This window comes from Microcoleus sp. bin48.metabat.b7b8b9.023 (assembly GCF_013299185.1).
Classification (GTDB): Bacteria; Cyanobacteriota; Cyanobacteriia; order Cyanobacteriales; family Microcoleaceae; genus Microcoleus.
Map to the genome: position 1 here is coordinate 52,644 of NZ_JAAFKG010000033.1, position 21,454 is coordinate 74,097.

Below are 21,454 nucleotides of genomic sequence, written 5' to 3' on the forward strand. Positions count from 1 at the left end.
ACCAGAAATCTCACCAACATTCTAAGTTAATTGACTAAAATACATATATATGGTATTTTATCTCAGATTTAAATAAGAAGTGCGATCGCACGAGCTTGACACGCCCCACAAAATTTTAATTGTAGAGAGATGCTGCAATTTCAATGCCGATCGCCTTCGATTACCAAAAATTAACGATCGCCCGACAACACAATCCCAGCATTCTGCCCGCCAAAGCCAAAACTCAAACAAACCGCATTTCTCACAAAGGTCGATCGGGCAAACCTCACAAAATCTAACTCAAACCCAGGTTTTTTCATGCCAGTACAAGGTGGCAACATCTGGTATTTAATACCCATCAAACAAAAAGCGACGCCCAAAGCACCCGAAGCTCCCAAAGTATGACCAGTAGCCCCTTTAGTCGAACTAACAGCAACTCCTTGGCGAAACAATTTCTGAATTAACAGGGCTTCGTGTCGGTCATTTAAATCAGTGCCAGTACCGTGAGCGTGAATAAAATCTATATCAACCGCCGTTAAATTGCTACGTTTCAAACATTGAGTTACGGCTGCGATCGCACTTTTTCCGCCCAACTCCGGCGAATTAGCATGAAAAGCATCATTTGTCAACCCAAAACCGGAAATTAGACCGTAAATTTTAGCGTTGCGGCGCCTTGCCAACTCACTTGATTCTAATACAAATAAAGCCCCGCCTTCGCCGAGCACAAAGCCTTCCCGATGTTCGTCAAAGGGATAACAGCCGGTGTTTGCCAAAGCACCCATCCGGTTAAATCCAGCCACAGTCAGCGGTGTAATTGGCGCTTCAACAGCACCAGCGATCGCCCGCTGACACTCACCGGTGCGGATTAAATCAACAGCGCGGGCGATCGACTGTAGGCCCGTCGCACAAGCAGCCATCGGCGCCAGCACAGGCCCCATCGAGCCAATTGCCCTCGCCACCGCGATCGCCCCCATATGAGGCAAAAAATCCACAAATTGGGAATTGGGAATCGGGAATCGGGCATCGGGCATCGGGAATTGGGCATCGGGCATTGGGCATTGGGCATTGGGCATTGGGCATTGGGCAATTCTCCCCCTCTCCCCCTCTCTTAGCAACTGTTCCAAATTTCCTTGAAAGCCGCGACTAGAACCGATCGCAATTCCGCAATCAGGAATCGGCAAAGTCAAATTAGCATCTTGCAAAGCATCTGCTAAAACAGGCAAAATTAAACTTATTAAATCAGCAGGTTTTGTACCCACCAAAGCCAAAAGTTGCGGTTCAAGTTCTAAAAAAGGTTGATGTTGCTCAATTCCCGAATCTCCAGCCAACAGTCTTTTCCAGCTATTTTCCAGATTCCCCAACGCTGAAACAAGACCAATTCCCGTAACGACAACATCCATAAGTATCAGGTAGAAGGCAGTAGTTATTCGTTAGTAGTCATTCGTTGGTTGTGATTAGTTATTCGTAATATATTACTTGTTGGTTGTTGATGCGTAATATATTATTTGTTGGTTGTTGATGCGTAGTTATCAGGTATTAGTTTTGGCTTGTTACCAATAACCAATAACCAATAACTACTGCTTTCCTCCCAACGGCAAACTGTCAGGGTACATCTCAGTTTTGTTTTTAATAGTGCTGTCCCCGCTCGCTTATAAAACCAAGCGAGCGGGGACAGCACTGTAAAAAGAAATGTTTTTTGCAAAAATGAGATGCTCCCAACTGTCAACTGTCAACTGTCAACTGTCAACTGTCAACTGTCAACTGTCAACTGTCAACTGTCAACTGTCAACTGTCAACTGTCAACTGTCAACTGTCAACTGTCAACTGTCAACTGACTAACTAGCAGCCTTAAAATTTTCGACACCCTGGGTGACAGTAGCCTTCTCAATCCGATCGCCCGCTTGAATCTTATCAATCACATCCATCCCTTGCTTCACGTAGCCAAAAACCGCATAGCTACCGTCCAAAAACGGCACATCGGTCAAAGTAAAGTAAAACTGAGAAGAAGCCGAATCAGGACTTTGCGATCGAGCCATAGCCACAGCCCCGCGAGTGTGCATCAACACGGGTTTCTGAGCAATCCCAGCTTGTTCTAGCGTTTGGCTGTAAGTCGGACTCGGGGCATCTTTAGCCTTAATTTCCAGAGGAATCCTGCGTTCTGTAGATGTTTTCGGGTCAATAAAACCCCCAGTTCCCAGCCGCGACGCAGGGAATTTAGGGTCTTTGCCCTGGGGGTCGCCACCCTGAACTACAAAAGGCTGAGGTTCCCGCACCACTCGGTGAAATACCAGCCCGTCGTAGACTCCTTTCTGAACCAAATCGACAAAATTGCCCGCAGTAATTGGGGCATTTGTGCCGTCGAGTTCGATCGTAATCGGAGAACCTTTAACCGTCATCACTACCGTTGCTTTTCCTTGCAAGCGCGGCAAATTGCTAAATTGCGAACTCGCCGCCACAGCAGCAGGAGACGGAGGCGGAGACGGAGACAAAGAAATGCTTTCACCCGACGCCGGATTTGGTGTCGGAGTAGAGTTTGCAGCAGGGGAACTACCGCATCCCCCGACAAACAGCGCGCCAATTATTAAAAGTGAGAAGAACCACCGCTGAATTTTGATTTGCATTTGCATTTGTATTTTCACTTTCACTTCATTCAGATCGGGTACATGGCCGGGCGCACTCTAGATTTATCGATTTTGTGCGCCCCGCCGTCCAACCTACAAAACATTACCAATATCAAATCGAAAATCCCAAATCCCAAATCCCAAATCTCTACAGCCCTTCTAGGGGAACTTGCAAAAATCGAGCCAATTCGGCAGCTTGATTTTCCACATCAGACAAAGAAATGGGCTGTCCGACTCTTGTCAGGGGAAACTGACGGCGGTCTTTGAGCTTAAGATAAATGCTGCGGCGGGGGCTGAGACCTTCTTTAATATCGACCCGCACAGATTGCACGTCCGATGTCTTGCAAGTAAAATCAAGTTTGCGGTTTTTGCCGGGAAATCCCCAACGGAAGATCCGAATGCTACCTGACGCGCGATCGAACTCATTGTATCCGCCGCCGACATCCCACAGAACAGTCAGCCACAGGTAAAGCCCCAACAGCAGGGCGCAGACACCGTAGAAACCCATCGCGATGCCTTGGGGAATGAAAATAAGCTGAGTCGGGTCAGCAAAAGGCAGCAGGTTCTTGTGTAAGTAGCTGGAAATGCTCGACAGCAAGAAACCAGTGCCTCCAATGCTGACAACCGTTGCCCACCAGTAATTGCTGAAGCGACGAGATCCCAAAACCTCGTAGCGCAGGACAGAATCGATCGAGGTCATTGTTTTTGCAGTCATAAATTTAAACAGCCTTAAACCAAAATTTTAATTCAACTAGCCTACCTCACTCTCACTCCGCTGGCGCGATCGTGACCGGGCGATCGCGATTCTGTATCAACTCCTGCTGTTCTAGTTGAAAATTAATGAACTTATAATATATAGTTATGTTAAGTTTAATTAGAAACCTTGGTCTTTTAACAAGCAAAAGGATTTTACCAAAATGACAATCGCAGTCGGACGCGCCGAGAACGAAAGAGGCATCTTTGATGTACTCGACGACTGGCTCAAGCGCGATCGCTTCGTCTTCGTAGGCTGGTCTGGCATCCTGCTATTCCCCTGCGCTTACATGGCAATCGGTGGCTGGTTAACCGGCACCACCTTCGTTACCTCCTGGTACACCCACGGTTTGGCAAGCTCCTACCTCGAAGGAGCCAACTTCCTCACCGTCGCAGTCTCCACCCCAGCCAACAGCCTCGGACACTCCCTGCTGTTCCTGTGGGGCCCCGAAGCACAGTGGGACTTCACCCGCTGGTTCCAACTCGGTGGTTTGTGGGCATTTGTCGCCCTCCACGGCGCCTTCGCACTGATCGGCTTCTGCCTGCGTCAGATCGAAATCGCCCGTTTAGTCGGCATCCGTCCCTACAACGCCCTCGCATTCACCGGCCCCATCGCCGTGTTTGTGTCGGTATTCCTGCTGTACCCCTTGGGTCAATCAGGCTGGTTCTTCGCCCCCAGTTTCGGCGTCGCAGCAATTTTCCGCTTCCTGCTATTCCTGCAAGGCTTCCACAACTGGACGCTCAACCCCTTCCACATGATGGGCGTTGCAGGCATCTTGGGCGGCGCGCTGTTGTGCGCTATCCACGGTGCCACCGTGGAAAACACCCTGTTTGAAGATGGCGAAGGTGCAAACACTTTCCCAGCTTTTAACCCAACTCAGTCAGAAGAAACCTATTCCATGGTTACAGCTAACCGTTTTTGGTCGCAAATCTTCGGAATTGCTTTCTCCAACAAACGTTGGTTGCACTTCTTCATGCTGTTCGTACCCGTCACAGGCTTGTGGATGAGCTCCATCGGTATCGTCGGTTTAGCATTAAACCTGCGTGCTTATGACTTCGTATCACAAGAATTGCGCGCTGCTGAAGATCCTGAGTTTGAAACGTTCTACACTAAGAACATTCTGCTTAACGAAGGCATTCGTGCTTGGATGGCTCCGACCGACCAACCCCACGAAAACTTCATCTTCCCTGAAGAAGTTCTGCCTCGCGGTAACGCACTTTAAAAAAATCAGGATTTGGATTTCAGCTTAATTTATGTTTTTTAAATTCAAACTAGAAATCCAAATTCCTATTCACCGGGTGGACGCAGTGCTCCTGCGGTCACCCGGAGAACAAAAAAACCGAAATCCAAAAACTAACATCGTTGGAGGTTCTACCGCGTGGTAACGCTCTCTAATTCCTATGCAAGCGGTCGCGACCAAGAATCCTCCGGATTCGCTTGGTGGTCAGGCAACGCTCGTTTGATCAATCTCTCAGGCAAACTGCTGGGCGCACACGTCGCTCACGCTGGTTTGATCGTGTTCTGGGCCGGAGCAATGACTTTGTTTGAAGTCGCTCACTTTATCCCAGAAAAACCCATGTACGAACAGGGCTTAATCTTGATGCCCCACGTCGCTACTTTGGGTTGGGGCGTCGGCCCCGGCGGTGAAGTCACGGATATCTTCCCCTTCTTCGTAGTCGGCGTTCTGCACTTGATTTCCTCTGCTGTTCTCGGTTTGGGCGGCATTTATCACGCTGTTCGCGGCCCAGAAGTTCTCGAAGAATACTCGAACTTCTTCGGCTACGACTGGAAAGACAAGAACCAGATGACCAACATCATCGGCTATCACCTGATTTTATTGGGTGGCGGTTGCTTGCTGCTGGTTGCTAAGGCCATGTTCTTCGGCGGTGTCTATGACACTTGGGCTCCGGGCGGCGGCGACGTGCGTATTATCACGAACCCAACCCTCAACCCCGCTGTGATTTTTGGCTACTTGGTTCGCGCTCCTTTTGGTGGCGAAGGCTGGCTGCTCAGCGTTAACAACATGGAAGACATCATCGGCGGTCACATCTGGCTCGGCCTGATTTGTATCTCTGGTGGTGTTTGGCACATTTTGACCAAGCCTTTCGGCTGGGCTCGTCGCGCCTTAATCTGGTCTGGCGAAGCTTACCTGTCCTACAGCTTGGGCGCTTTGTCCCTCATGGGCTTCATCGCTTGCTGCTTTGTCTGGTTCAACAATACTGCTTACCCTAGCGAATTTTACGGCCCGACGGGCCCGGAAGCTTCTCAAGCACAAGCTTTGACCTTCCTGATCCGCGACCAACGCTTGGGTGCTAACGTCGGTTCTGCACAAGGCCCTACCGGTCTGGGTAAATACCTGATGCGCTCTCCTACTGGCGAAATCATTTTCGGTGGTGAAACGATGCGTTTCTGGGATTTCCAAGGCCCTTGGTTGGAACCCTTACGCGGTACTAACGGTTTGGACTTGAACAAAATCAAGAATGATATTCAGCCTTGGCAAGCTCGCCGCGCTGCTGAGTACATGACTCACGCTCCTTTGGGTTCTTTGAACTCTGTGGGCGGCTTGGCAACTGAAGTTAACGCCTTTAACTATACTTCTCCCCGTTCTTGGTTGGCCTGTTTCCACTTTGTGATGGGTTTCTTCTTCTTGATCGGCCACTTGTGGCACGCTGGTCGCGCTCGCGCGGCTGTCGCTGGCTTTGAAAAAGGTATCAATCGCGAAAATGAAGCGGTTCTTTCTATGCCTGATTTGGACTAATCATCGCCTTTGTGCTGATTTGATTGTCTAATCGAAAAAGGCTCCTGCTTAACGGCAGGAGCTTTTTTTTTGAGCCAATATCTCGGAAAAGTGACGTTGCGATACGATAAAAAGCCTTTGTCTAAATAATATCCTTTGCGTTTGGATCGATACTTCGGACTGTTTTTTAACGGGCCTTTAAGCCGATGGCGAAGAAGTCCTGCCATTTTTAACGCATTTTAGGCAACGATCGCGATCGACTAAAACTTAAACAAATAATCTACTATATAGCCAGTAAGGTTTTCGGACACAGGATCGCAGCTAAAACGGTCTGAAGTATTGTTGGCGGAATAATAATTTTGCGATCGTGCAGTGCTGTCTCCGATCGCTCTTTGGTGATAGCACTGTATAATTCCGATGTAACCGGAAATAATATAACTCCAAAATTATTGAAACTTGATAATTTTGATGAGCTCGGGTAAAGAACTTGCAGGCCGGCTCTACCAAAATTAGGGGTTAGAGCCTCGTCCTTCCAGCACGACTTTATTCTAGAAATCTTCTTGCTATTTTGTAGAAATCTAGTAAAATCAAACAAGGAGGTGATGCAAGTGTTCAATCTGACTTATGAATTCAAATTGAAACCAACAAAAACACAAGTAGCAATATTTGAGGATTGGTTGGAACAATGTCGCAAGGTCTATAATTATGCCCTGCAAGAACGTAAAGATTGGTATAATTCGCGAAAATGTCGGATTGACGCTTGTTCGCTTCGCTCGGAATTCATCATCAGAGCTGAAACACCCAGACCAACTTACTCAACTCAATGTAAAGCCTTAACTGCATACAGGAAAACCAGCCCTGCATTACAACGTATCAATGCTCAAGCTTTACAACAAGTGCTGCGCCGACTAGAAAAGGCATTTGTAAGTATGTGGGAACAAAATCACGGATTTCCCCGATTCAAAAAAAGGGGAACTATGAGGTCTTTTGTGTTTCCACAACTAAGTTTAAACCCAATTCAAAATAGTAGTGTGAAACTGCCTGTAATTGGTTGGGTAAGATTTTGGCAATCTCGAACGATTCCCGATGGTGGAATTATTAAGCAGGCACGGGTGGTAAATCGTGCATCCGGCTGGTATGTAATGCTGACCGTTGCATGGGACGTAAAACTTCCCGAGGTAATGCCACACGGAAATCCCCTAGGAATCGATGTCGGACTAACGAATTTCATAGCAACTTCTAACAGTCTTTTAGTCAAGAGGCCAAGGTTTTTTATAGACGCAGAACGCAAGCTGAAATTGCTGCAAAAACGTGTAAGTAAAAAGCGCATTGGCTCAAATAACTGGCGGAAAGCTCAGAAAAAAGTTGCTCTTTTGCACGAATACGTGGCTAATTGTCGCTCAGATTGGCATCGCAAAATCTCTCATCAAATTTGCAATGATGTAGGGATGGTATTCGTTGAGGACTTAAATTTAGTTGGACTATCCAGAGGGATGCTGGGCAAGCACTGCTTAGACGCTGGATGGGGTCAATTTTTCACTATTTTGGAACAAACCTGTAGGAAACGTGGGGTGTACTTCCAAAAAGTGGATGCGAAGAAAACGAGTCAGATTTGTCCAAATTGCGGTGTCGTAACAGGTAAAAAAGAGCTTTCTGAGCGTACTCATATTTGCTCAAATTGCGGTTACACAACCGATAGAGATGTTGCAGCAGCTCGCTTTAGTTCTAAGTAGAGGACTTGCAGCCGTAGGGCATACGGTCAAGATGCTTGCAGAGGGTAAATTCGTCGGAATCCCTGCGAAGCAAGAATCCTCTCGCCTTTAGGCAGAGGTTTGTCAAAAAGTTTATATTTAATTAAGGTACAAAAGTTTTAATGACACAAAATTGAAAATTGCCATAGGAAGTTGCAGTTTGAAGGTAGATCCTTAGCTGTGCAAAACTCATCTACTTTTATTAAATGCCTGTGCTTGCAAAAATTGATAACACCCACAAAACTTTTTAGCCAATTATTATTATTGCTGGGAAAGCAAAAGATTAAGAATGGACTCATTAAAGATCCAAAATGTCAAGGTGATTTACGATCGAGCAAATTTACTCGATCGCATCGCCAACCGCATTCGCCGCTCCCTAGAATTGCCAGAAATTCTCAGCGCCACAGCAGCGGAACTTCAATCGTTTTTGGGAACAGACAGGGTAAAAATCTATAAATTTCATAGCGATGGCAGCGGTGAAGTGATTGCTGAATCAATTAACGGCAACCGCTTGCCATCATTATTGGGGCTGCATTTTCCAGCAGACGATATTCCCCCTCAAGCCCGCGAACTGTTCGCCCAAGTACAGGTGCGATCGATCGTCGATATCGATTCCGGGTTGCTAGGTCAAAGTCCCCGCCGCGACGAGGTTTCCGGTCAAATGCTGCCCGATGAAGTGCTGTACAGGCCGATCGACCCCTGCCACGCTGAATACTTGTCTGCACTCGGCGTTAAAGCTTCCTTGGTAGTACCAATTTTTCACGACCAAAAATTGTGGGGGTTGTTGGTATCTCACCACTCCCAGTCCCGGAGTGTCGCAGAGGAGGAACTGCAAGACGTTCAGATGGTGGCAGATCAGCTCGCCGTCGCGATCGCCCAATCAACCATCCTCTGGCGAACCAAGGCCAAAGCTGAGCGTGAAGCTGCCGTCAACCGCGTCGCAGCAGCCCTGCACTCCCAGCCCGCGATCGAACTGCAAGCAGCTTTGACAGAATGTGTAGCTGCACTAGAGGCAGCAGGCGGCAGGCTTTGCATTTTCCACAGCAACAATCTCGCGAGTTTACTACCTTACTCGGACAATTCCACAGAGGCACTCAAAGTCTACACTTGTGGCTCAGGCCCGAGAATGCCTATTTCTGCCAAATACCAGCAGATAGAGCTATACAGCGTCTGGCACGAATATTTTAACTCCAGCGAGCAACAGGTTTGGGCAATTCCCGACTTGTACAAAATTAGCAGTTTGAGAAGCCTGCAACCTGCATTTCGATCGACAAAAATCCGCAGCATTTTAATCGCACCACTCAGAACCAGGCAGCAAATATTCGGTTACTTGAGCATTTTTAGAGAAGAATTTGACACCGAAACTCTCTGGGCAGGACAATTAGATACCGACGGACGACTCGCTCAATCTCGGATATCTTTTGAAGCGTGGAAAGAGTCAAAAACAGCCCAAACTCGCGAATGGACTGTTGAAGAAATAGAATTATTACAAACTTTTTGTAGCCATTATTCTCAGGCAATTAACCAATACAAGCTGTACCAAGAAATAGAAGAACTTAACGCAAATCTAGAAAATAAAGTTCAAAAACGTACAGATCAAATGCAACAGTTAACTCAACAGCAGCGAGTGCTGTTTGAAGTGGTGGCTAAAATGCGGAAATCTCTCGACTTGAACGATATTTTTACCACGATGTCCCAGGAAGTGCGAGGGGCTTTAAATGCCGATCGCGTTGGGGTTTACCGTTTCGATCCCGCATCGGAATTTAACGACGGCGAATTCGTTGCCGAAGATGTTTTTCCAGATTTTAGATCGGCAATGGCAGTCCGAGTCAACGATCGCTGTTTTGGAGAAAACTACGCCAATCTTTACTCTCAGGGGCGAGTACACGCATTGGCAGACATCAGACAAGCCGAATTACAAGATTGCTTTCGGAAAATATTGGAGCAATTTCAGATTAAAGCGACTTTAGTTGCACCCGTAATGAAAGGCAGCGAGCTTTGGGGGCTGCTATGCGTGCATCAGTGTTCGGCTCCCCGCAACTGGGAATCTTCCGAAATTCAGTTTCTCACTCAAGTTTCTGCTCAGTTAAGTATCGCTCTAGAACAAGCGGATTTGCTCGCTCAAACTCAGCAGCAAGCTGTTGATTTGCAGCAAGCTACTGAACAGCAGCGGATACTATTTGAAGTGGTAGTAAAGATTCGAGAATCTCTCGATATTAATGCAATTTTTAAGACAGCAACTCAAGAAGTTTGTCAGTTTATGCAGGTTGATAGAATTGCTGTATATCGCTTTAATTCTGATTGGAGCGGAAAATATGTTGCCGAGTTTGTGAAAGACGGTTGGATCAGATTGGTAGGCGAAGATATCAATACGGTTTGGGAAAATAGTTATTTGCAGGAACACCGAGGCGGCCGGTATCTCAATAATGAGATTCTAGTCGTTGACGATATCTATCAAGCTTGTCACTCGGAGTGCAACTTCACTATTTTAGAGCATTTTCAGGTGCAGGCATATGCGATAGCGCCGATTTTTGTAGGACAAGAACTTTGGGGTTTGTTGGTAGCCTACGAACATTCTGGGCCGCGCTGTTGGGAAAGTTCAGAAGTTAAGTTTTTAGCTCAGATTGCCAATCAGTTAGGCGCAGCTATCCAACAAGCCGATTTGCTGGAGGAAACCAGACGCCAATCAGCACAAATAGCTCAAAATTTAAAGGATTTGCAGCACACTCAAGCTCAATTGATTCAGACTGAAAAAATGTCTGGTTTGGGGCAACTGATGGCGGGCATTGCTCACGAAATTAACAATCCAGTTAATTTTATTTACGGCAATCTCAATCACGCTACTGATTATACTAAAAACTTGCTAAGTTTGCTGGAACTTTACCAGCAGCAATATCCCGATTCTAGTCCTGAGATTGGCGAGTTGGCAGAAGATATTGACTTGAAATTTCTGGTGGAAGATTTGCCGAAGTTGCTATTATCTATGCAGGTGGGAGCCGATCGCATTCGTCAAATAGTTTTGTCTTTGAGGACTTTCTCTCGTTTGGATGAAAGTCAAATGAAGGATGTCGATATTCACGAGGGCATTGACAGCACGCTGTTAATTTTGCAGCACAGGCTGAAATCTAGTTCGGATAGTGCCAACATTCTGCTAGTTAAGGAGTACGGCAATTTGCCTCTGGTTGAGTGTTATGCTGGACAGTTGAATCAGGTGTTTATGAATGTGATCGGAAATGCGATCGATGCTTTGCAATCGGAAAAGTTGAGCGATCGCAATTCAGTGAGTCCTCAAATTAAAATCTCTACTGCTGTCGGTCAACTTAATGGCAATGTTCCGAGCGCGGTGATTCGGATTGCTGACAACGGTTCGGGAATTTCGGAATCGATTAGAGAACGCATATTTGACCCTTTTTTCACGACTAAGCCGGTGGGCAAAGGTACTGGATTGGGACTGTCAATTAGTTACCAAATTGTGGTAGAGAAACACGGCGGTGTTTTAAAGTGCAGTTCAGAATCTTGCAAGGGTACTGAATTTGCGATCGAGATTCCGATCCGACATCAGCGAGCAGTCAGCAGTCAGTAGTCATTAGTTATTGTAGGGTGCGTCAGCGGGCTAAATGTTTTCGTCACCTGCTCAAGGATTCCGGCCCCGTGACGCACCCTAAGGTTAGCTTTGTTGATGTAGAGTCTGCGTTTCAACCGCCGAGTTGAAGAGAGTTCGATCGCCCGCAAGCGTTGCTCGCAGAATAGGTTGGCCCCAAAACATGGTAAATTGAATCCCCAGTAATAATTCAGGGGTAGCGGACTTTTAACGGCAAAGACTTAATGCCACTATCGGCGATCGCAGCCATCCGATCGCAAAATCCGCGCCAACCATCTTCGTTTATCAGCCCGATGCAGCCGGCAGTACCCGGTACATTGGCGTCAAAGTGAATTCCAAGCTCAGCCCGGATGCCTTTTTCTGACACGACCGGATCCGGCGTAATGTGAAAGAAAAGCCCTTCGACTCCGCGTGTCTCCAACCAGTAAGGATCGGTAGGAATTTGATAATCACCTCCGGGTATTGGGCCTTTGCCCCGCACCCACTCATCGCCGGGCTGTTGCCAGCCAGCACACCCGGAAGTGGCCAGATAGTCGATTATCTTCTTGTCTGGATAAATAAGTTTCAGGCTGCCGTACAAAAGCTCGGAAGCAACGCTTAAATCCATAGTGAAAGTTAACTGCATCTACGTACAATCTCCTTTTTTACGTTGTCCAATGCCGCCTCATTTGCACTTATCTCTTTGTCAATTTCGTCGATCAGATTTTGATTTTGTGCACATTTTTTTCGAGACCTAAGACTTAAGATATCCCTAGTAAACCAAGGGATAAGTTCCAAAAGCGAGTCTGTTGGTGCAGCCGGATCGGCTAAAAGTTTTTCTGCCGCCTGTATTGGCATTACTGTGACCTCCTGATTTCTGAAATGGCGGCCCGCCAATCTTCAAGGTTGTCGAGCCGCTTTCCATAAAACTTAAGAGTGGCTTTTCCTTCAGCACGATCGGTGGCGTCTGCCTCTGCCTCAGCCGTAATGTCTCTGATGGATTTCCACAAGAAACCTATGATTCCCAGAATCACAGTTAGTACAGCTAGATCTACTTTTAGAAGAGTCGAAATTAATTCCACGGTTTCTTAGCGCCAATTCTTAATAGCAAGTTTCTAGATAGTGGGTGGCTAGCTCTTGCACGAGCTTTCAGAGGCTGCGGTTAAAAACCCGCCTCCGCCGGTGCTGCCCCGGTTCGCCACATTAAATTACTGCGCGGGTTCCGTCGAGGATTCAGGCGCAGGAGCATCAAGAATTACCGACGACATTTGAGCGGAAATGTTTTGCAAAGCCGCGAGTGCCTCGTTCATCCGGGTTTCGTTCTCTCCTGAGCCACCAGTCCGTTCGTCGATTTGTTTCAAGATTTGGAAATTGATGGAGAAAATTTCGACAACGGCTTGAGCAAATGTTGCATCCATGATTTGTTACCTCTTTGATGAGTTGTTTTTTGCGCGTCAAAGGCTTCCAATATCGATCAGGTTTTCTAGCTGACTGGTAAGGTCTAGCAGTTGCTCAGTCGATTGCTCGACTGTAGGGCCTTCTTCGGCTTCTTCCCCTGCATAAACATCAATTTGAAGAAGCAAATCAAGAAGCCAAGGAACCGGAAGAAACCGGAGCCTATACTTGTCGCTGTACTCAACCTTGATGATATTTTTCACCCCTATTGGGACTTTCCATCTCTGGAATTCCATCCCAAACCCTATCTCTTGAATTAGAGTTCCAGCCAGCCACCAAGTTCGCCTCGCTCCCGGCGACTGTGCGAGGACTCTAATAAAAGATTTGTTGAATATTTGCGGCCCGGCGATCGGCTCAAACCTTCCTTGATAAATTCCGGTTCGGGCCCGCGTGAAGGAACCTTGAAAAAATGTCTGCCAATCTTCTTCTCTATCTAATGGCATTACTTATCAAGGCCAAAGAACTACGGTACTAATACCAATGATTGAGTTACGGCTCGATACCGATATTCACGGGCCGGCCGGTCTTTTAGCATTACCCCTAGTTGATAGCGCACTTCATCTCTGCTATCGAAAGTCACAGCTTGGTTGATATCGGGAGAGGTTGCGTATGTCCCAGCATCCGAGAGGTACCCGAGAATGGCGTTAGTTGCCAAATCGAAGTCAATGATGACGTATTTTTCCATGTTGGTTTAAGATTTTACTACTACAAATGCAAGCCAGCACTAAGCCTGGCATCCAAGCTAATTATTAGGCGATCGTGTAGCGACGGCGGCGAACAGGGCGGACTTTGACAATCCTATTCCCATCGTAAGTCTTACCCACTAGGCTTTTAAATACCGTATCCGCCTTTGATGGAGGACACAGCAACAGCGCTGATTGCAGTTTAGTACCTTTTCTGTAGGCGATTCGGAGTGGCAGGCATCCCAATTCCAAGGCATCTTCTTTGGAGTTACCGACCAATGTTTTGTTAGCTGGTAAAGCCCCGTTTTCGGGAACCTTGGTGTATCCCAGCTCGGTAGCAATCGCGGTTATATTCTTTTCGACAAGCTGCAACTCCACTACTGAAGTCGCGTTGATGTCTAGAAAGAAAGCTGCTCGTTTTGGTTTTGCCATATCGTTCGTATTTTTTTTGGGCTATGACAACACAGTAGTTCGCCTCGCCATCATCCCGCAACCCTTGCTAGACAAGCGTTTAGCGCGTGCCTGAAACAGCGTGGAAGGTTGCAACCTTCCGGATTTGCGATCGCAATTTAAACACAGCGATTGTAAAGAATTATTAAGCAGACCCTTTACCTAAACTTTGGGTCAGTGGGGTGGTTGCTACTGGCAGAGAAAATTATCATTTTTTGCTGGAGACCGCCTAGCTCGATTTCGGCGTACCGAAAGCGAACCTCACAGTCCGGCCTGCGCTCGGGAAGCTTCACTTCTTCTCCCAAAATGCGCTTGTTGCCGGGATTGGCAGGGAAAGCCTTTGCTTCCCCCTGGTTTTGGCTGAAGGTCATCCGGGCGGGATCGAAGAGATGCCCTTGAAGGCTCAAGACATCCTCAATTAACTTTTTCCCCTTCGCCACGGACGGACTGAGGATTTGCAGCTTGTACCCCAATTCCCAATGATTGTAATTAACGTATCTTTTACCCTTGTCCCAAAAATACCCCTCCCTTTTGCCGAAAACCTGTCCGATTTTTAGGGCAATTTTTTTGACATTTGAAACAGTAATTGAGGAGTCAGTTTCGTCCATCAATCTAAAACTCAGCGTCCCTTCTTTCGGCCTTCTGCCGCCCTTCGGTTTCTCCTCCTCAAAATGCAGGTAGATTTTAGGATGACCGCTTAACATCGCCACATCAGAGTTTCGCCCGCCGGAGGCGCCAGCCTGTCGGAGGCGGGCTTTAATCAAATCGTCGATCGCCTTGAGCAAACTCACCTGCAAGGGAATCAAAGGTTCCGCACCCGATAGCAGCATTTTCACCCCGTCGAGTTCCATCTCGTACAGGGCGAAACGAGCGCCAGAATCCTCATCCTTGCCCTTGATGACCGTCACCGATTCCTGCTCGGATAACTTACGAAAAGCTTCTTTTTTGAGCGCTTCTAGTTGCGGGTTTTTCACTTGCTAATTTTTCCCCTTTGCTTCCTGCGTCTTTTTAGCCGAGAACCGGAGAGTTTCTTGATTTTTATAAGCGAAGATTCAACCTTCTCAGGTTTGCTTTTTACCGATATCCTGGAATTAGCAAAATTGTTTTCGACTTCCTGAAAATAGACTTTTAAGTTTCCTACTCCCAAAGATTGCTCAATTTTACTAACAGTTATGCCAGCGTCGAATTGAACTGATTCATGCTCGGATTCAATTCTAGAGGCTAACTCTTCTTTGAAACCAGCCTTCTCTTGGCTGGGAGAAGGCTTCCTACCTTTACCTTTACCATTCCCCGCACCCGGTTTCTTTGGTTTAGTCGTCATACATACTCTGCGTACAAGTCTTCCTCGGTCAATAAATCTCCTATGGTGTCGAAGAACACTTCAAACCCGTTTATAACAGCGTCTTGCGCTTCTTCGCCCGGGACAATGTCGCGTATTTTTTCCTCAAACTTTTCGGCAAAAATGAAACTTTCCCCTTCTTTCTCGCCCCCGAGTTCCTGCCCCGTGACTTTTTCTATAAACTGCCTGCCATTGAGATACAAGAATTTCATTAAAATCAACTGAGCAGCCGATTTTACCGCATACCAAATATCCGTAACTGCATCTATCAAACTATCTCTTATAGTCTCACTGCCACCAGATAGCTCTATGAGTCTAGCTAGTTGCCCGGTGTTGATTCTCACTTTGGGAATGTTATTCCCGCCCAGCCCCCTGCCGACGAGAACCGTCGCGATAGAACGCCCTACAAATTCTCCTAGAGGTTCGTACAGATTAGTTACCGCGCTCTTAATGTCTTCCCTCAATTGGTTCTCCGAGATTTTCCAGTTGAAGTGCCAAAACTGCTGCACCGATTGCACCAAACGAGAAGCTAACTGCGGTGCGAATGCAGCAGCTATCCAAGGGAATAGTTTAGCGGCCCATCCGAAAACTGGCTTGAAAATCTTGCCGAGGAAACTGAATACCGGTTTGGCAATTCCCCCTAAGAATTTGCTAATGCTTCCCATTCTTGTCGCCGTGAAAATTTTCCCGCCCAGGGCGACGATAAACGGCTTGAGCTTGACGGCGGCGGAGGCGACCTTTGCGATAGTCAGAACCAAAGGTATGGGCATTGTTATTTCTCCTTTCTAATTGTTAGTTTGCAAAGCATTTGCCTAATATTGTCGCCCTCGGATGGGGTAAAAGTAGGCACTGGAATGTCGCATTCTGAGCCTTCTAATAGGGTTGGAATAATGCTTTCCAGTTCTTCTTTAGACATCTCGGTAAATTCTTTGGGCTTGCTGTCTTTTCCGTAACCTTTCTTGATGCCAGCAAGATTAAACTCAAGCTGCATCTTTTTGGGTTTGTAGCGGAAAGGCATTCCCAGCATTTTAATCATTTCGCGAATGCTTTCGCTGACACCGGCGGCGATTTTGAGGATTCGCGTCACAGCAAAGGCGATTCCTATTTGGATACTCAGTCGAGCGTTTCCGGCTGCTTTTAATTCGTGGAGCATTTCCAGGACTGCTTGCATGGCTACGCCTGGGGAATTGTAGGTATAAATACCCGATTGATCGCCTGCTGTTGTCTTGTCTGTATCCTCGATTTCTACCGTGATTGGTGCATCCATTCCGTGGCGGTTGATGGTCATCAGAATGGCGTTCACCATTTGCGGGTAAGTCTTCAGGATCTCAGGGGGCAGATCTTTACCCTCTTCGGGGATTGCTAACAACTCGCCGGGAATTTGATACTTTCCTTTGAGCACGTTTTCCACTTGCATTACTGTTGATAGATTTCGCAACATTCTCATTGATTCGCGACAGCATTCATCCATTTTTATTCTGGGTGGTGGGTTGGGTGGGGGGAGGGATGGTGCTTTTTCCTGTAACCCTACAGGAACAACCTTAACAATTTTTGGGGTGATGCTTCTGCCCGAACTTTGGGTTTGAAATCCCGATGTTAGAACGCTTTTTATGTAGCGATTACAAGCTGTTTTTGTCCCAAATAGCACTACTGCATCGACACCAAGTAAAGTTGTCCATAAAGGGCCTGGTTGTCCATCGATCGAGGCAGTACTAGTGCCAGTTGAATCAGTTCTTGTAATCCATACTTGCGCGTAACCCACGTAGCTGAGAAAACCTCCCTTGACAAGCCGACCAGCACCCTCAAAAGTCTGAATTCTGCTTTGGGGAGATGCGCCAGGGAATGAGTTTGTATCTTCCCTTCTGGCTTGATTTTTAGCGGAAATATCGAAAGGTAGTCGTGCCAAATCTTCGACAAAATCCGGCACTTCACCTGTTGAAACGTTCACGCTAGCAGAAGAGAAAGAGTTTTGGTATATAGACCGTTTCTCCCAAGCTTCAAAGATGAAACTTAGTACCACAAAAACTTTGTCTAGCCCGTCACCCAATTCCGCTCCTGGTGTTGGGGTTGGTGTTGGTGTTGGTGTTGGGGTTGGGGTTGGGGTTGGGGTTGGTGTTGGGGTTGGGGTTGGGGTTGGGGTTGGTACTGGTTTCTTCTCTCCAAATCCAAGACTTATCGAAACTGGAGTTCCAGGGATTTGAAACGACAGTTCCATCCCCACACCTTCATCACCCTTCGACACATTAATCCCAAAACCCAACACTTCACCGCCAATTGAACCGCCTTTAACTTCCCCCGTGGCAGTATCGATCGTGATTCCGCCGCCAACTCCCAGCAAGCCGCCGGGAATTTCAGCAGAGGCGCCGATCGATATTTGGTCCTTCCCATTGCTCGAAATTTCCAAGTCCAGCGGCGAGACATCGACTGAAACGCCACCCTCTATCTGCAAGCCCCCGATCGTAACAATTTCCTGCGTGATGCCAATGCCACCAGAGGAACTCGACACCTGGGATTTGCTACCCATATCGACGCCCGAATCTTTGCCCAAGTCGATCCGGCTCGATCCGCTGCTGGCGGCCGAAGAAGGGGCAGAAGCGGATGACGATCGGCTAGGCATAACTTGCTTCCATCCCTGCCAATCGTGAAGTGCCGTTTTCGGCGATCGCCCACAATTCCCCAGTAAGCATCGGCGCATCGGTTAGTGAAAGCGATCCACCACCTGGACTCAGAAAAATGCCCGATCCAACGGCCAAACCGCTAGCCGTGCCGGCCAGCCATACGCGACTTTCCCCTGCATTCGTGACATAAAGTAGCGCTCTATTGGGGTTAGCGGTGCGAAATCTTACCGCTGTAGATACATCAATCCCATAAGGTTGAGCGACGCCGATCGCCCTCGCCTTTGGTTTCTCGATTAGGTCTAATGAAAACCTGAAATCGCCTTCTAAGTTGATGTAGTCGCCACTCATTAAAGTCCCGTGACCGTAGTTAACAATCGACACTCCCAAGCTGTCATCGGGGCTCAGCAGCTTTATCTGGTTAACTGTCAAATACGGAATAACCAGCGGGATAGTAGTCTCCCGTCCCCTATTTTGCAACAAGCTTGTTGCTAAAGCCTGCCAAGCGCCGGATCCTTTTCGAGCGTGCAGCCGCAAGCCTATGAATGGGTACTTTTTCTCTACTTCCAACAGTGCAGCAATCTTTTCCGCCGCGTTCATTTCTGGGAAGGTTTGTGGGAATGGCGCTTCTTTTTTGGAAGGCAAATAAGTAGCGCCGCTTAGGGCTTCTAAATAGAAGCTTCTCCCTATAAAATAAGAGCTTTCCAAGCTAGAGAATTCATTAAAAATATCGCTACATTTAAGGATTTCAATAATATTAGTTCCGTCGGCTGCTGTAATCTGCCGGCGAAAACTTCGAGTTCCGCTTAGAGAGTTATCAGCCATTTATGTTAGGTTCCCTAATGGTGAAAGCCCTGCGTACCTCCAACCGCCCAAGCCGTCGGAAAAAGCTTGCAATGGAATTTTCACCGTTGCTTGTAACTCTGCATCTAAAGTCGCCGTCGAGCCTGGGCGGGCGCTCGCTAATTGCCAGCTTTCGACAAGAGCGAGGCTGAGAGGATTCTTGTCTAACTTCAATTGCAAGAAATTCATCAAGCGAATTGCATCAGCTAAAGCTGTTGTCCAAGCAACAGATGTAAAAGTAGGAGTTCCACCAGATCCGATCGTGTATCCGATGCTCGGTGCTGTCAGATAGTCGGGAACTGTTATCTGTGTTGGCTGTGCAAAAGGTAGTGAAATCGTTTGGCATGGAGGGGTAAAACTGATAGTGCAAACTCCCCCGTTGTTGTTCGCAACTCCTTGAATTTTTTCCTCTCTGTCCTCAGCGACGGACAAGTAATCCAATCGCTGCGGGTTTAGTGCGCTATCGGCTTGACCCCTTACGCCTAGTACCGCCAATTGATAAATCATTCCCCCCAAGGTTGCCACGCCGGGAGTTGCTGCGCCGGCCGCATCGACTCCCTTTATCGTTCCATTGGCATTGACTACAATATTTGTCACAGAGGTTCCAGCTTGTTTCTTCAGAGCTAACCTCAGTTTAAATAATATTTTGTTGGTATTTTGCAGCCAATCTTTTCTTAAGAAGTTGCTGAAATAGATAAAAGAGCAACTTCTTAATTTTTGATTATTCCCTCACTGTACGGGTTTGGGGAGTTACACTACAGGAGGGTGTTAAAAGGTTGTCGATTGTCTTGTTTTGATAAGGAAAAAGCAACACGTGAAAGTCGAGGGAATTGGTCAAGCTACGAAAATGACTCAAGACATTTACGAGCAAATCAGCAAACATTTGTTTACGGATGTTCATAAGGTATTTCTGGGTGTTGCTTGGTACACTGGAGAGAGACCAAATGCAATTTTGCAAAGCAAGGTTTGCCACTTCTATGTAAATCCATCGAGACGAATCGTGCGGTCGGAGATCATCTATCCGTCTGCTGCGAGGAAGGATAAAAAAACTAGGGAAGTCCCTTGTCACCTGGCTCTAGAGAAAATTCTTCGGGATTACGAATGCTTGGAGGATGGCTATTTATTCCCGTCCCGAGTTAAGTCGGGACAACCTTTATCCAGGCAGGCAATGGATCGCGCTTTTCGGCGCGCATTGAAAAAAGCGGGGCTTGAAAATCAGGGATATTCCCTGTATTCCGCACGAAGAGGCTTCATTACGCGGCTAGATAGTCTCGGTTGCAGCCCGGGCTTAATTAAATCGCTCTCCGGGCACGCCAGCCTTTCGTCCTTAGGACGATATATCGAGGTTTCGGAAGAGCAAAGAAAAAACGCGATCGCAAATTTCTAAATAAATAATGCTTGTCAACAAATAATGCTTGTCAACCTAAATTCAACTAGCAGCATCAACGTCGCCGAGGATATTCGTGGCGCCAAGACCACAACCGCCGTCAGTGCATCGACTACTGTGGGGGTGGCTCTAGCAGCCAATCCAAACAGGGCGGCTTACAGCATCTATAACGCGGGTACGGTTCCCGTTTTTGTAAGGGAGGGTGCTGTCGTTTCAGCCAGCCTTTACGAGTTCATTATCCCGCCTGGATTTTTGTGGAAAGAAGATTTTGCAACCACGCCTAGATATCTAGGAGCTATTAGCGTTATCACTGCCTCGGGGACAACGAACCTGATGGTTGCCCAAGCGGATTTATTAACTTAGGCTCATGGGTGGATTGATAGATTTAAATTCTCAGATTCCTGAGAGCAGAATATCGGGGGCGATGGCCACTGATGTGGAATTGATGGAGGCGGTCGCAGCGCACGAAGCAAAAGCAGATCCGCACCCAAACCTGTGGCAGAGAATAGTTGCCGGATTCCTCAGTCTGACCGGCGGGCAACGGATTCTGAAAAATAATCCGCCGATCGCACCTACCAGTTTTTATGGTGGCGCCAACCACCTAGAGTTCACCACGAACGACGGGAGTAACCCCATTCTTGCCTTTCACAAACGTGGTGAGTCTGCGACATCCCTATACCATTCGGGGTATGGAAATAATTCCCTGCGGATAATGAATGCTGATGGCTTTGACGGAGCTCTAATTCATGACGGAAATATTTCCGCGAAGACAGCCGGCAACGCGAACAATTTGCGGAATTTGTTGGGAGCGTGGAACGCCGCAGTCACACACTGGGACGGCACTTATGGATGGTGGCATTTAGGGGACTGGGGAGCCAGCAATAACTCGGTTTTGGTTCGTCGTGCAGCAGTTGCCGATCGCGCGGCTTCCGCAGTCTCTGCCGATTTCGCTGCTGGCCTCACGCTAGACGGGGTGGCGACAAAAACAAAGCTGATTGAGGGGACTACTGCTGCTGTGCAAGGATCCATGGTAGTCATACCCATTGGCATTGACATGGCTAAAATTATTTCAGCTCAAGTCCTTGTCCGATCAAATCAGGGTGCAATAGCACCGCCAAGCATCCAACACGTCTTGGGAACCCAGCATCAATTTGAATGGGCCCTGTGGGCAAATAATTTATACGTCACTAATGTCGCCGATAAATCGGCGGCTCTCTTATCCCGCCCATTTTCAGCCACTATCACGTATCGCGCGTAAGC

At 47.5% G+C, this 21,454-nt stretch carries 23 protein-coding genes; 8 read left to right on the forward strand and 15 right to left on the reverse strand.

Translation table 11 applies throughout. The annotated features are described in order from the left end of the window. Positions 1–170: 170 nt before the first annotated feature. Positions 171–1,379 carry a beta-ketoacyl-ACP synthase gene (locus QZW82_RS19090; protein WP_293151161.1) on the reverse strand — a complete coding sequence of 403 codons (1,209 nt, stop codon included), beginning with the start codon at positions 1,377–1,379 and terminating at the stop codon, positions 171–173. Between the two features lie 309 nt (positions 1,380–1,688). Between QZW82_RS19090 and QZW82_RS19095 the strand changes: the two genes are divergently transcribed. Further along, on the forward strand, positions 1,689–1,814 hold the full coding sequence (locus tag QZW82_RS19095) for a hypothetical protein (RefSeq protein WP_293151164.1): 126 nt from the start codon (positions 1,689–1,691) through the stop codon (positions 1,812–1,814). Here the strand turns inward: QZW82_RS19095 and QZW82_RS19100 are convergent, their stop codons facing one another. Further along, positions 1,815–2,600: a peptidylprolyl isomerase gene (locus tag QZW82_RS19100; protein ID WP_293151167.1), complete on the reverse strand. Its 786-nt coding sequence runs from the start codon at positions 2,598–2,600 to the stop codon at positions 1,815–1,817. Positions 2,601–2,748: 148 nt separating this feature from the next. Further along, a complete protein-coding gene (locus QZW82_RS19105) occupies positions 2,749–3,315 on the reverse strand; it encodes a photosystem I assembly protein Ycf4 (RefSeq protein ID WP_293151170.1) in 567 nt (188 codons plus the stop codon). Positions 3,316–3,517: 202 nt separating this feature from the next. Here QZW82_RS19105 and psbD point away from each other — a divergent pair, with 202 nt between their 5' ends. The 4 genes from psbD to QZW82_RS19125 all read left to right on the forward strand — a co-directional run bounded on the left by psbD (position 3,518) and on the right by QZW82_RS19125 (position 11,425). Next, positions 3,518–4,576: a photosystem II D2 protein (photosystem q(a) protein) gene (gene psbD / locus QZW82_RS19110; RefSeq protein WP_293151173.1), complete on the forward strand. Its 1,059-nt coding sequence runs from the start codon at positions 3,518–3,520 to the stop codon at positions 4,574–4,576. 156 nt (positions 4,577–4,732) lie between these two features. Further along, positions 4,733–6,112 carry a photosystem II reaction center protein CP43 gene (psbC, locus tag QZW82_RS19115; RefSeq protein ID WP_293151178.1) on the forward strand — a complete coding sequence of 460 codons (1,380 nt, stop codon included), beginning with the start codon at positions 4,733–4,735 and terminating at the stop codon, positions 6,110–6,112. A gap of 614 nt (positions 6,113–6,726) precedes the next feature. After that, the gene (locus QZW82_RS19120; protein ID WP_366665050.1) at positions 6,727–7,824 is read left to right on the forward strand and encodes a transposase; all 1,098 of its coding nucleotides are present in this window, start codon (positions 6,727–6,729) and stop codon (positions 7,822–7,824) included. A 307-nt stretch (positions 7,825–8,131) separates the two neighbouring features. Continuing rightward, positions 8,132–11,425, forward strand: coding sequence for a GAF domain-containing protein (locus QZW82_RS19125; protein WP_293151181.1), 3,294 nt, complete (start codon positions 8,132–8,134; stop codon positions 11,423–11,425). A gap of 208 nt (positions 11,426–11,633) precedes the next feature. Here the strand turns inward: QZW82_RS19125 and QZW82_RS19130 are convergent, their stop codons facing one another. From QZW82_RS19130 to QZW82_RS19185, 12 genes are all read right to left on the reverse strand, one after another. Beyond that, positions 11,634–12,068 (reverse strand): hypothetical protein, encoded by a 435-nt coding sequence (locus QZW82_RS19130; protein WP_293151184.1) that lies wholly within the window; start codon positions 12,066–12,068, stop codon positions 11,634–11,636. Positions 12,069–12,279: 211 nt separating this feature from the next. Continuing rightward, positions 12,280–12,504: a hypothetical protein gene (locus QZW82_RS19135; RefSeq protein WP_293151187.1), complete on the reverse strand. Its 225-nt coding sequence runs from the start codon at positions 12,502–12,504 to the stop codon at positions 12,280–12,282. Between the two features lie 126 nt (positions 12,505–12,630). Then, the gene (locus QZW82_RS19140; protein WP_293151190.1) at positions 12,631–12,840 is read right to left on the reverse strand and encodes a hypothetical protein; all 210 of its coding nucleotides are present in this window, start codon (positions 12,838–12,840) and stop codon (positions 12,631–12,633) included. A gap of 36 nt (positions 12,841–12,876) precedes the next feature. Further along, entirely contained in the window at positions 12,877–13,320 is a 444-nt protein-coding gene (locus QZW82_RS19145) for a hypothetical protein (RefSeq protein WP_293151193.1), read from the reverse strand. 20 nt (positions 13,321–13,340) lie between these two features. Then, positions 13,341–13,562 (reverse strand): hypothetical protein, encoded by a 222-nt coding sequence (locus QZW82_RS19150; protein ID WP_293151196.1) that lies wholly within the window; start codon positions 13,560–13,562, stop codon positions 13,341–13,343. 64 nt (positions 13,563–13,626) lie between these two features. Continuing rightward, a complete protein-coding gene (locus QZW82_RS19155; RefSeq protein WP_293151199.1) occupies positions 13,627–13,992 on the reverse strand; it encodes a hypothetical protein in 366 nt (121 codons plus the stop codon). Between the two features lie 176 nt (positions 13,993–14,168). Continuing rightward, a complete protein-coding gene (locus QZW82_RS19160) occupies positions 14,169–14,984 on the reverse strand; it encodes a hypothetical protein (RefSeq protein ID WP_293151202.1) in 816 nt (271 codons plus the stop codon). Then, positions 14,981–15,331: a hypothetical protein gene (locus tag QZW82_RS19165; RefSeq protein ID WP_293151205.1), complete on the reverse strand. Its 351-nt coding sequence runs from the start codon at positions 15,329–15,331 to the stop codon at positions 14,981–14,983. Before QZW82_RS19165 ends, QZW82_RS19160 begins: the two co-directional genes overlap by 4 nt. Continuing rightward, positions 15,328–16,119 carry a hypothetical protein gene (locus tag QZW82_RS19170; protein ID WP_293151208.1) on the reverse strand — a complete coding sequence of 264 codons (792 nt, stop codon included), beginning with the start codon at positions 16,117–16,119 and terminating at the stop codon, positions 15,328–15,330. Before QZW82_RS19170 ends, QZW82_RS19165 begins: the two co-directional genes overlap by 4 nt. A 2-nt stretch (positions 16,120–16,121) precedes the next feature. Continuing rightward, positions 16,122–17,966 carry a hypothetical protein gene (locus QZW82_RS19175; RefSeq protein ID WP_293151211.1) on the reverse strand — a complete coding sequence of 615 codons (1,845 nt, stop codon included), beginning with the start codon at positions 17,964–17,966 and terminating at the stop codon, positions 16,122–16,124. Continuing rightward, the gene (locus QZW82_RS19180; protein ID WP_293151214.1) at positions 17,959–18,789 is read right to left on the reverse strand and encodes a hypothetical protein; all 831 of its coding nucleotides are present in this window, start codon (positions 18,787–18,789) and stop codon (positions 17,959–17,961) included. Before QZW82_RS19180 ends, QZW82_RS19175 begins: the two co-directional genes overlap by 8 nt. Beyond that, positions 18,790–19,404, reverse strand: a complete 615-nt coding sequence (locus tag QZW82_RS19185) for a hypothetical protein (RefSeq protein WP_293151217.1) — start codon at positions 19,402–19,404, stop codon at positions 18,790–18,792. It abuts the gene before it with no gap. Positions 19,405–19,654: 250 nt separating this feature from the next. On the opposite strand from QZW82_RS19185, the gene QZW82_RS19190 reads away from it, so the two are divergent. From QZW82_RS19190 to QZW82_RS19200, 3 genes are read left to right on the forward strand one after another with little or no spacing between them, the layout of a single operon-like run. After that, a complete protein-coding gene (locus tag QZW82_RS19190) occupies positions 19,655–20,194 on the forward strand; it encodes a tyrosine-type recombinase/integrase (protein ID WP_293151220.1) in 540 nt (179 codons plus the stop codon). Positions 20,195–20,218: 24 nt separating this feature from the next. Then, complete coding sequence (locus tag QZW82_RS19195) at positions 20,219–20,557, forward strand: hypothetical protein (protein ID WP_293151222.1); 339 nt, start codon at positions 20,219–20,221, stop codon at positions 20,555–20,557. A 4-nt stretch (positions 20,558–20,561) separates the two neighbouring features. Continuing rightward, positions 20,562–21,452, forward strand: coding sequence for a hypothetical protein (locus QZW82_RS19200; protein ID WP_293151225.1), 891 nt, complete (start codon positions 20,562–20,564; stop codon positions 21,450–21,452). Positions 21,453–21,454: the final 2 nt, after the last annotated feature.

What these genes read in the sequence shown, in the direction of transcription:
- QZW82_RS19170 (WP_293151208.1), bottom strand. Translation starts at nt 16,119, where the DNA reads ATGCCCATACCTTTGGTTCTGACTATCGCAAAGGTCGCCTCCGCCGCC.
- QZW82_RS19100 (WP_293151167.1), bottom strand. Translation starts at nt 2,600, where the DNA reads ATGCAAATCAAAATTCAGCGGTGGTTCTTCTCACTTTTAATAATTGGC.
- QZW82_RS19090 (WP_293151161.1), bottom strand. Translation starts at nt 1,379, where the DNA reads ATGGATGTTGTCGTTACGGGAATTGGTCTTGTTTCAGCGTTGGGGAAT.
- QZW82_RS19095 (WP_293151164.1), top strand. Translation starts at nt 1,689, where the DNA reads ATGCTCCCAACTGTCAACTGTCAACTGTCAACTGTCAACTGTCAACTG.
- QZW82_RS19125 (WP_293151181.1), top strand. Translation starts at nt 8,132, where the DNA reads ATGGACTCATTAAAGATCCAAAATGTCAAGGTGATTTACGATCGAGCA.
- QZW82_RS19190 (WP_293151220.1), top strand. Translation starts at nt 19,655, where the DNA reads ATGACTCAAGACATTTACGAGCAAATCAGCAAACATTTGTTTACGGAT.
- psbD (WP_293151173.1), top strand. Translation starts at nt 3,518, where the DNA reads ATGACAATCGCAGTCGGACGCGCCGAGAACGAAAGAGGCATCTTTGAT.
- QZW82_RS19195 (WP_293151222.1), top strand. Translation starts at nt 20,219, where the DNA reads ATGCTTGTCAACCTAAATTCAACTAGCAGCATCAACGTCGCCGAGGAT.
- QZW82_RS19130 (WP_293151184.1), bottom strand. Translation starts at nt 12,068, where the DNA reads ATGCAGTTAACTTTCACTATGGATTTAAGCGTTGCTTCCGAGCTTTTG.
- QZW82_RS19200 (WP_293151225.1), top strand. Translation starts at nt 20,562, where the DNA reads ATGGGTGGATTGATAGATTTAAATTCTCAGATTCCTGAGAGCAGAATA.
- QZW82_RS19180 (WP_293151214.1), bottom strand. Translation starts at nt 18,789, where the DNA reads ATGGCTGATAACTCTCTAAGCGGAACTCGAAGTTTTCGCCGGCAGATT.
- QZW82_RS19105 (WP_293151170.1), bottom strand. Translation starts at nt 3,315, where the DNA reads ATGACTGCAAAAACAATGACCTCGATCGATTCTGTCCTGCGCTACGAG.
- QZW82_RS19150 (WP_293151196.1), bottom strand. Translation starts at nt 13,562, where the DNA reads ATGGAAAAATACGTCATCATTGACTTCGATTTGGCAACTAACGCCATT.
- QZW82_RS19140 (WP_293151190.1), bottom strand. Translation starts at nt 12,840, where the DNA reads ATGGATGCAACATTTGCTCAAGCCGTTGTCGAAATTTTCTCCATCAAT.
- QZW82_RS19165 (WP_293151205.1), bottom strand. Translation starts at nt 15,331, where the DNA reads ATGACGACTAAACCAAAGAAACCGGGTGCGGGGAATGGTAAAGGTAAA.
- QZW82_RS19155 (WP_293151199.1), bottom strand. Translation starts at nt 13,992, where the DNA reads ATGGCAAAACCAAAACGAGCAGCTTTCTTTCTAGACATCAACGCGACT.
- QZW82_RS19145 (WP_293151193.1), bottom strand. Translation starts at nt 13,320, where the DNA reads ATGCCATTAGATAGAGAAGAAGATTGGCAGACATTTTTTCAAGGTTCC.
- QZW82_RS19175 (WP_293151211.1), bottom strand. Translation starts at nt 17,966, where the DNA reads ATGCCTAGCCGATCGTCATCCGCTTCTGCCCCTTCTTCGGCCGCCAGC.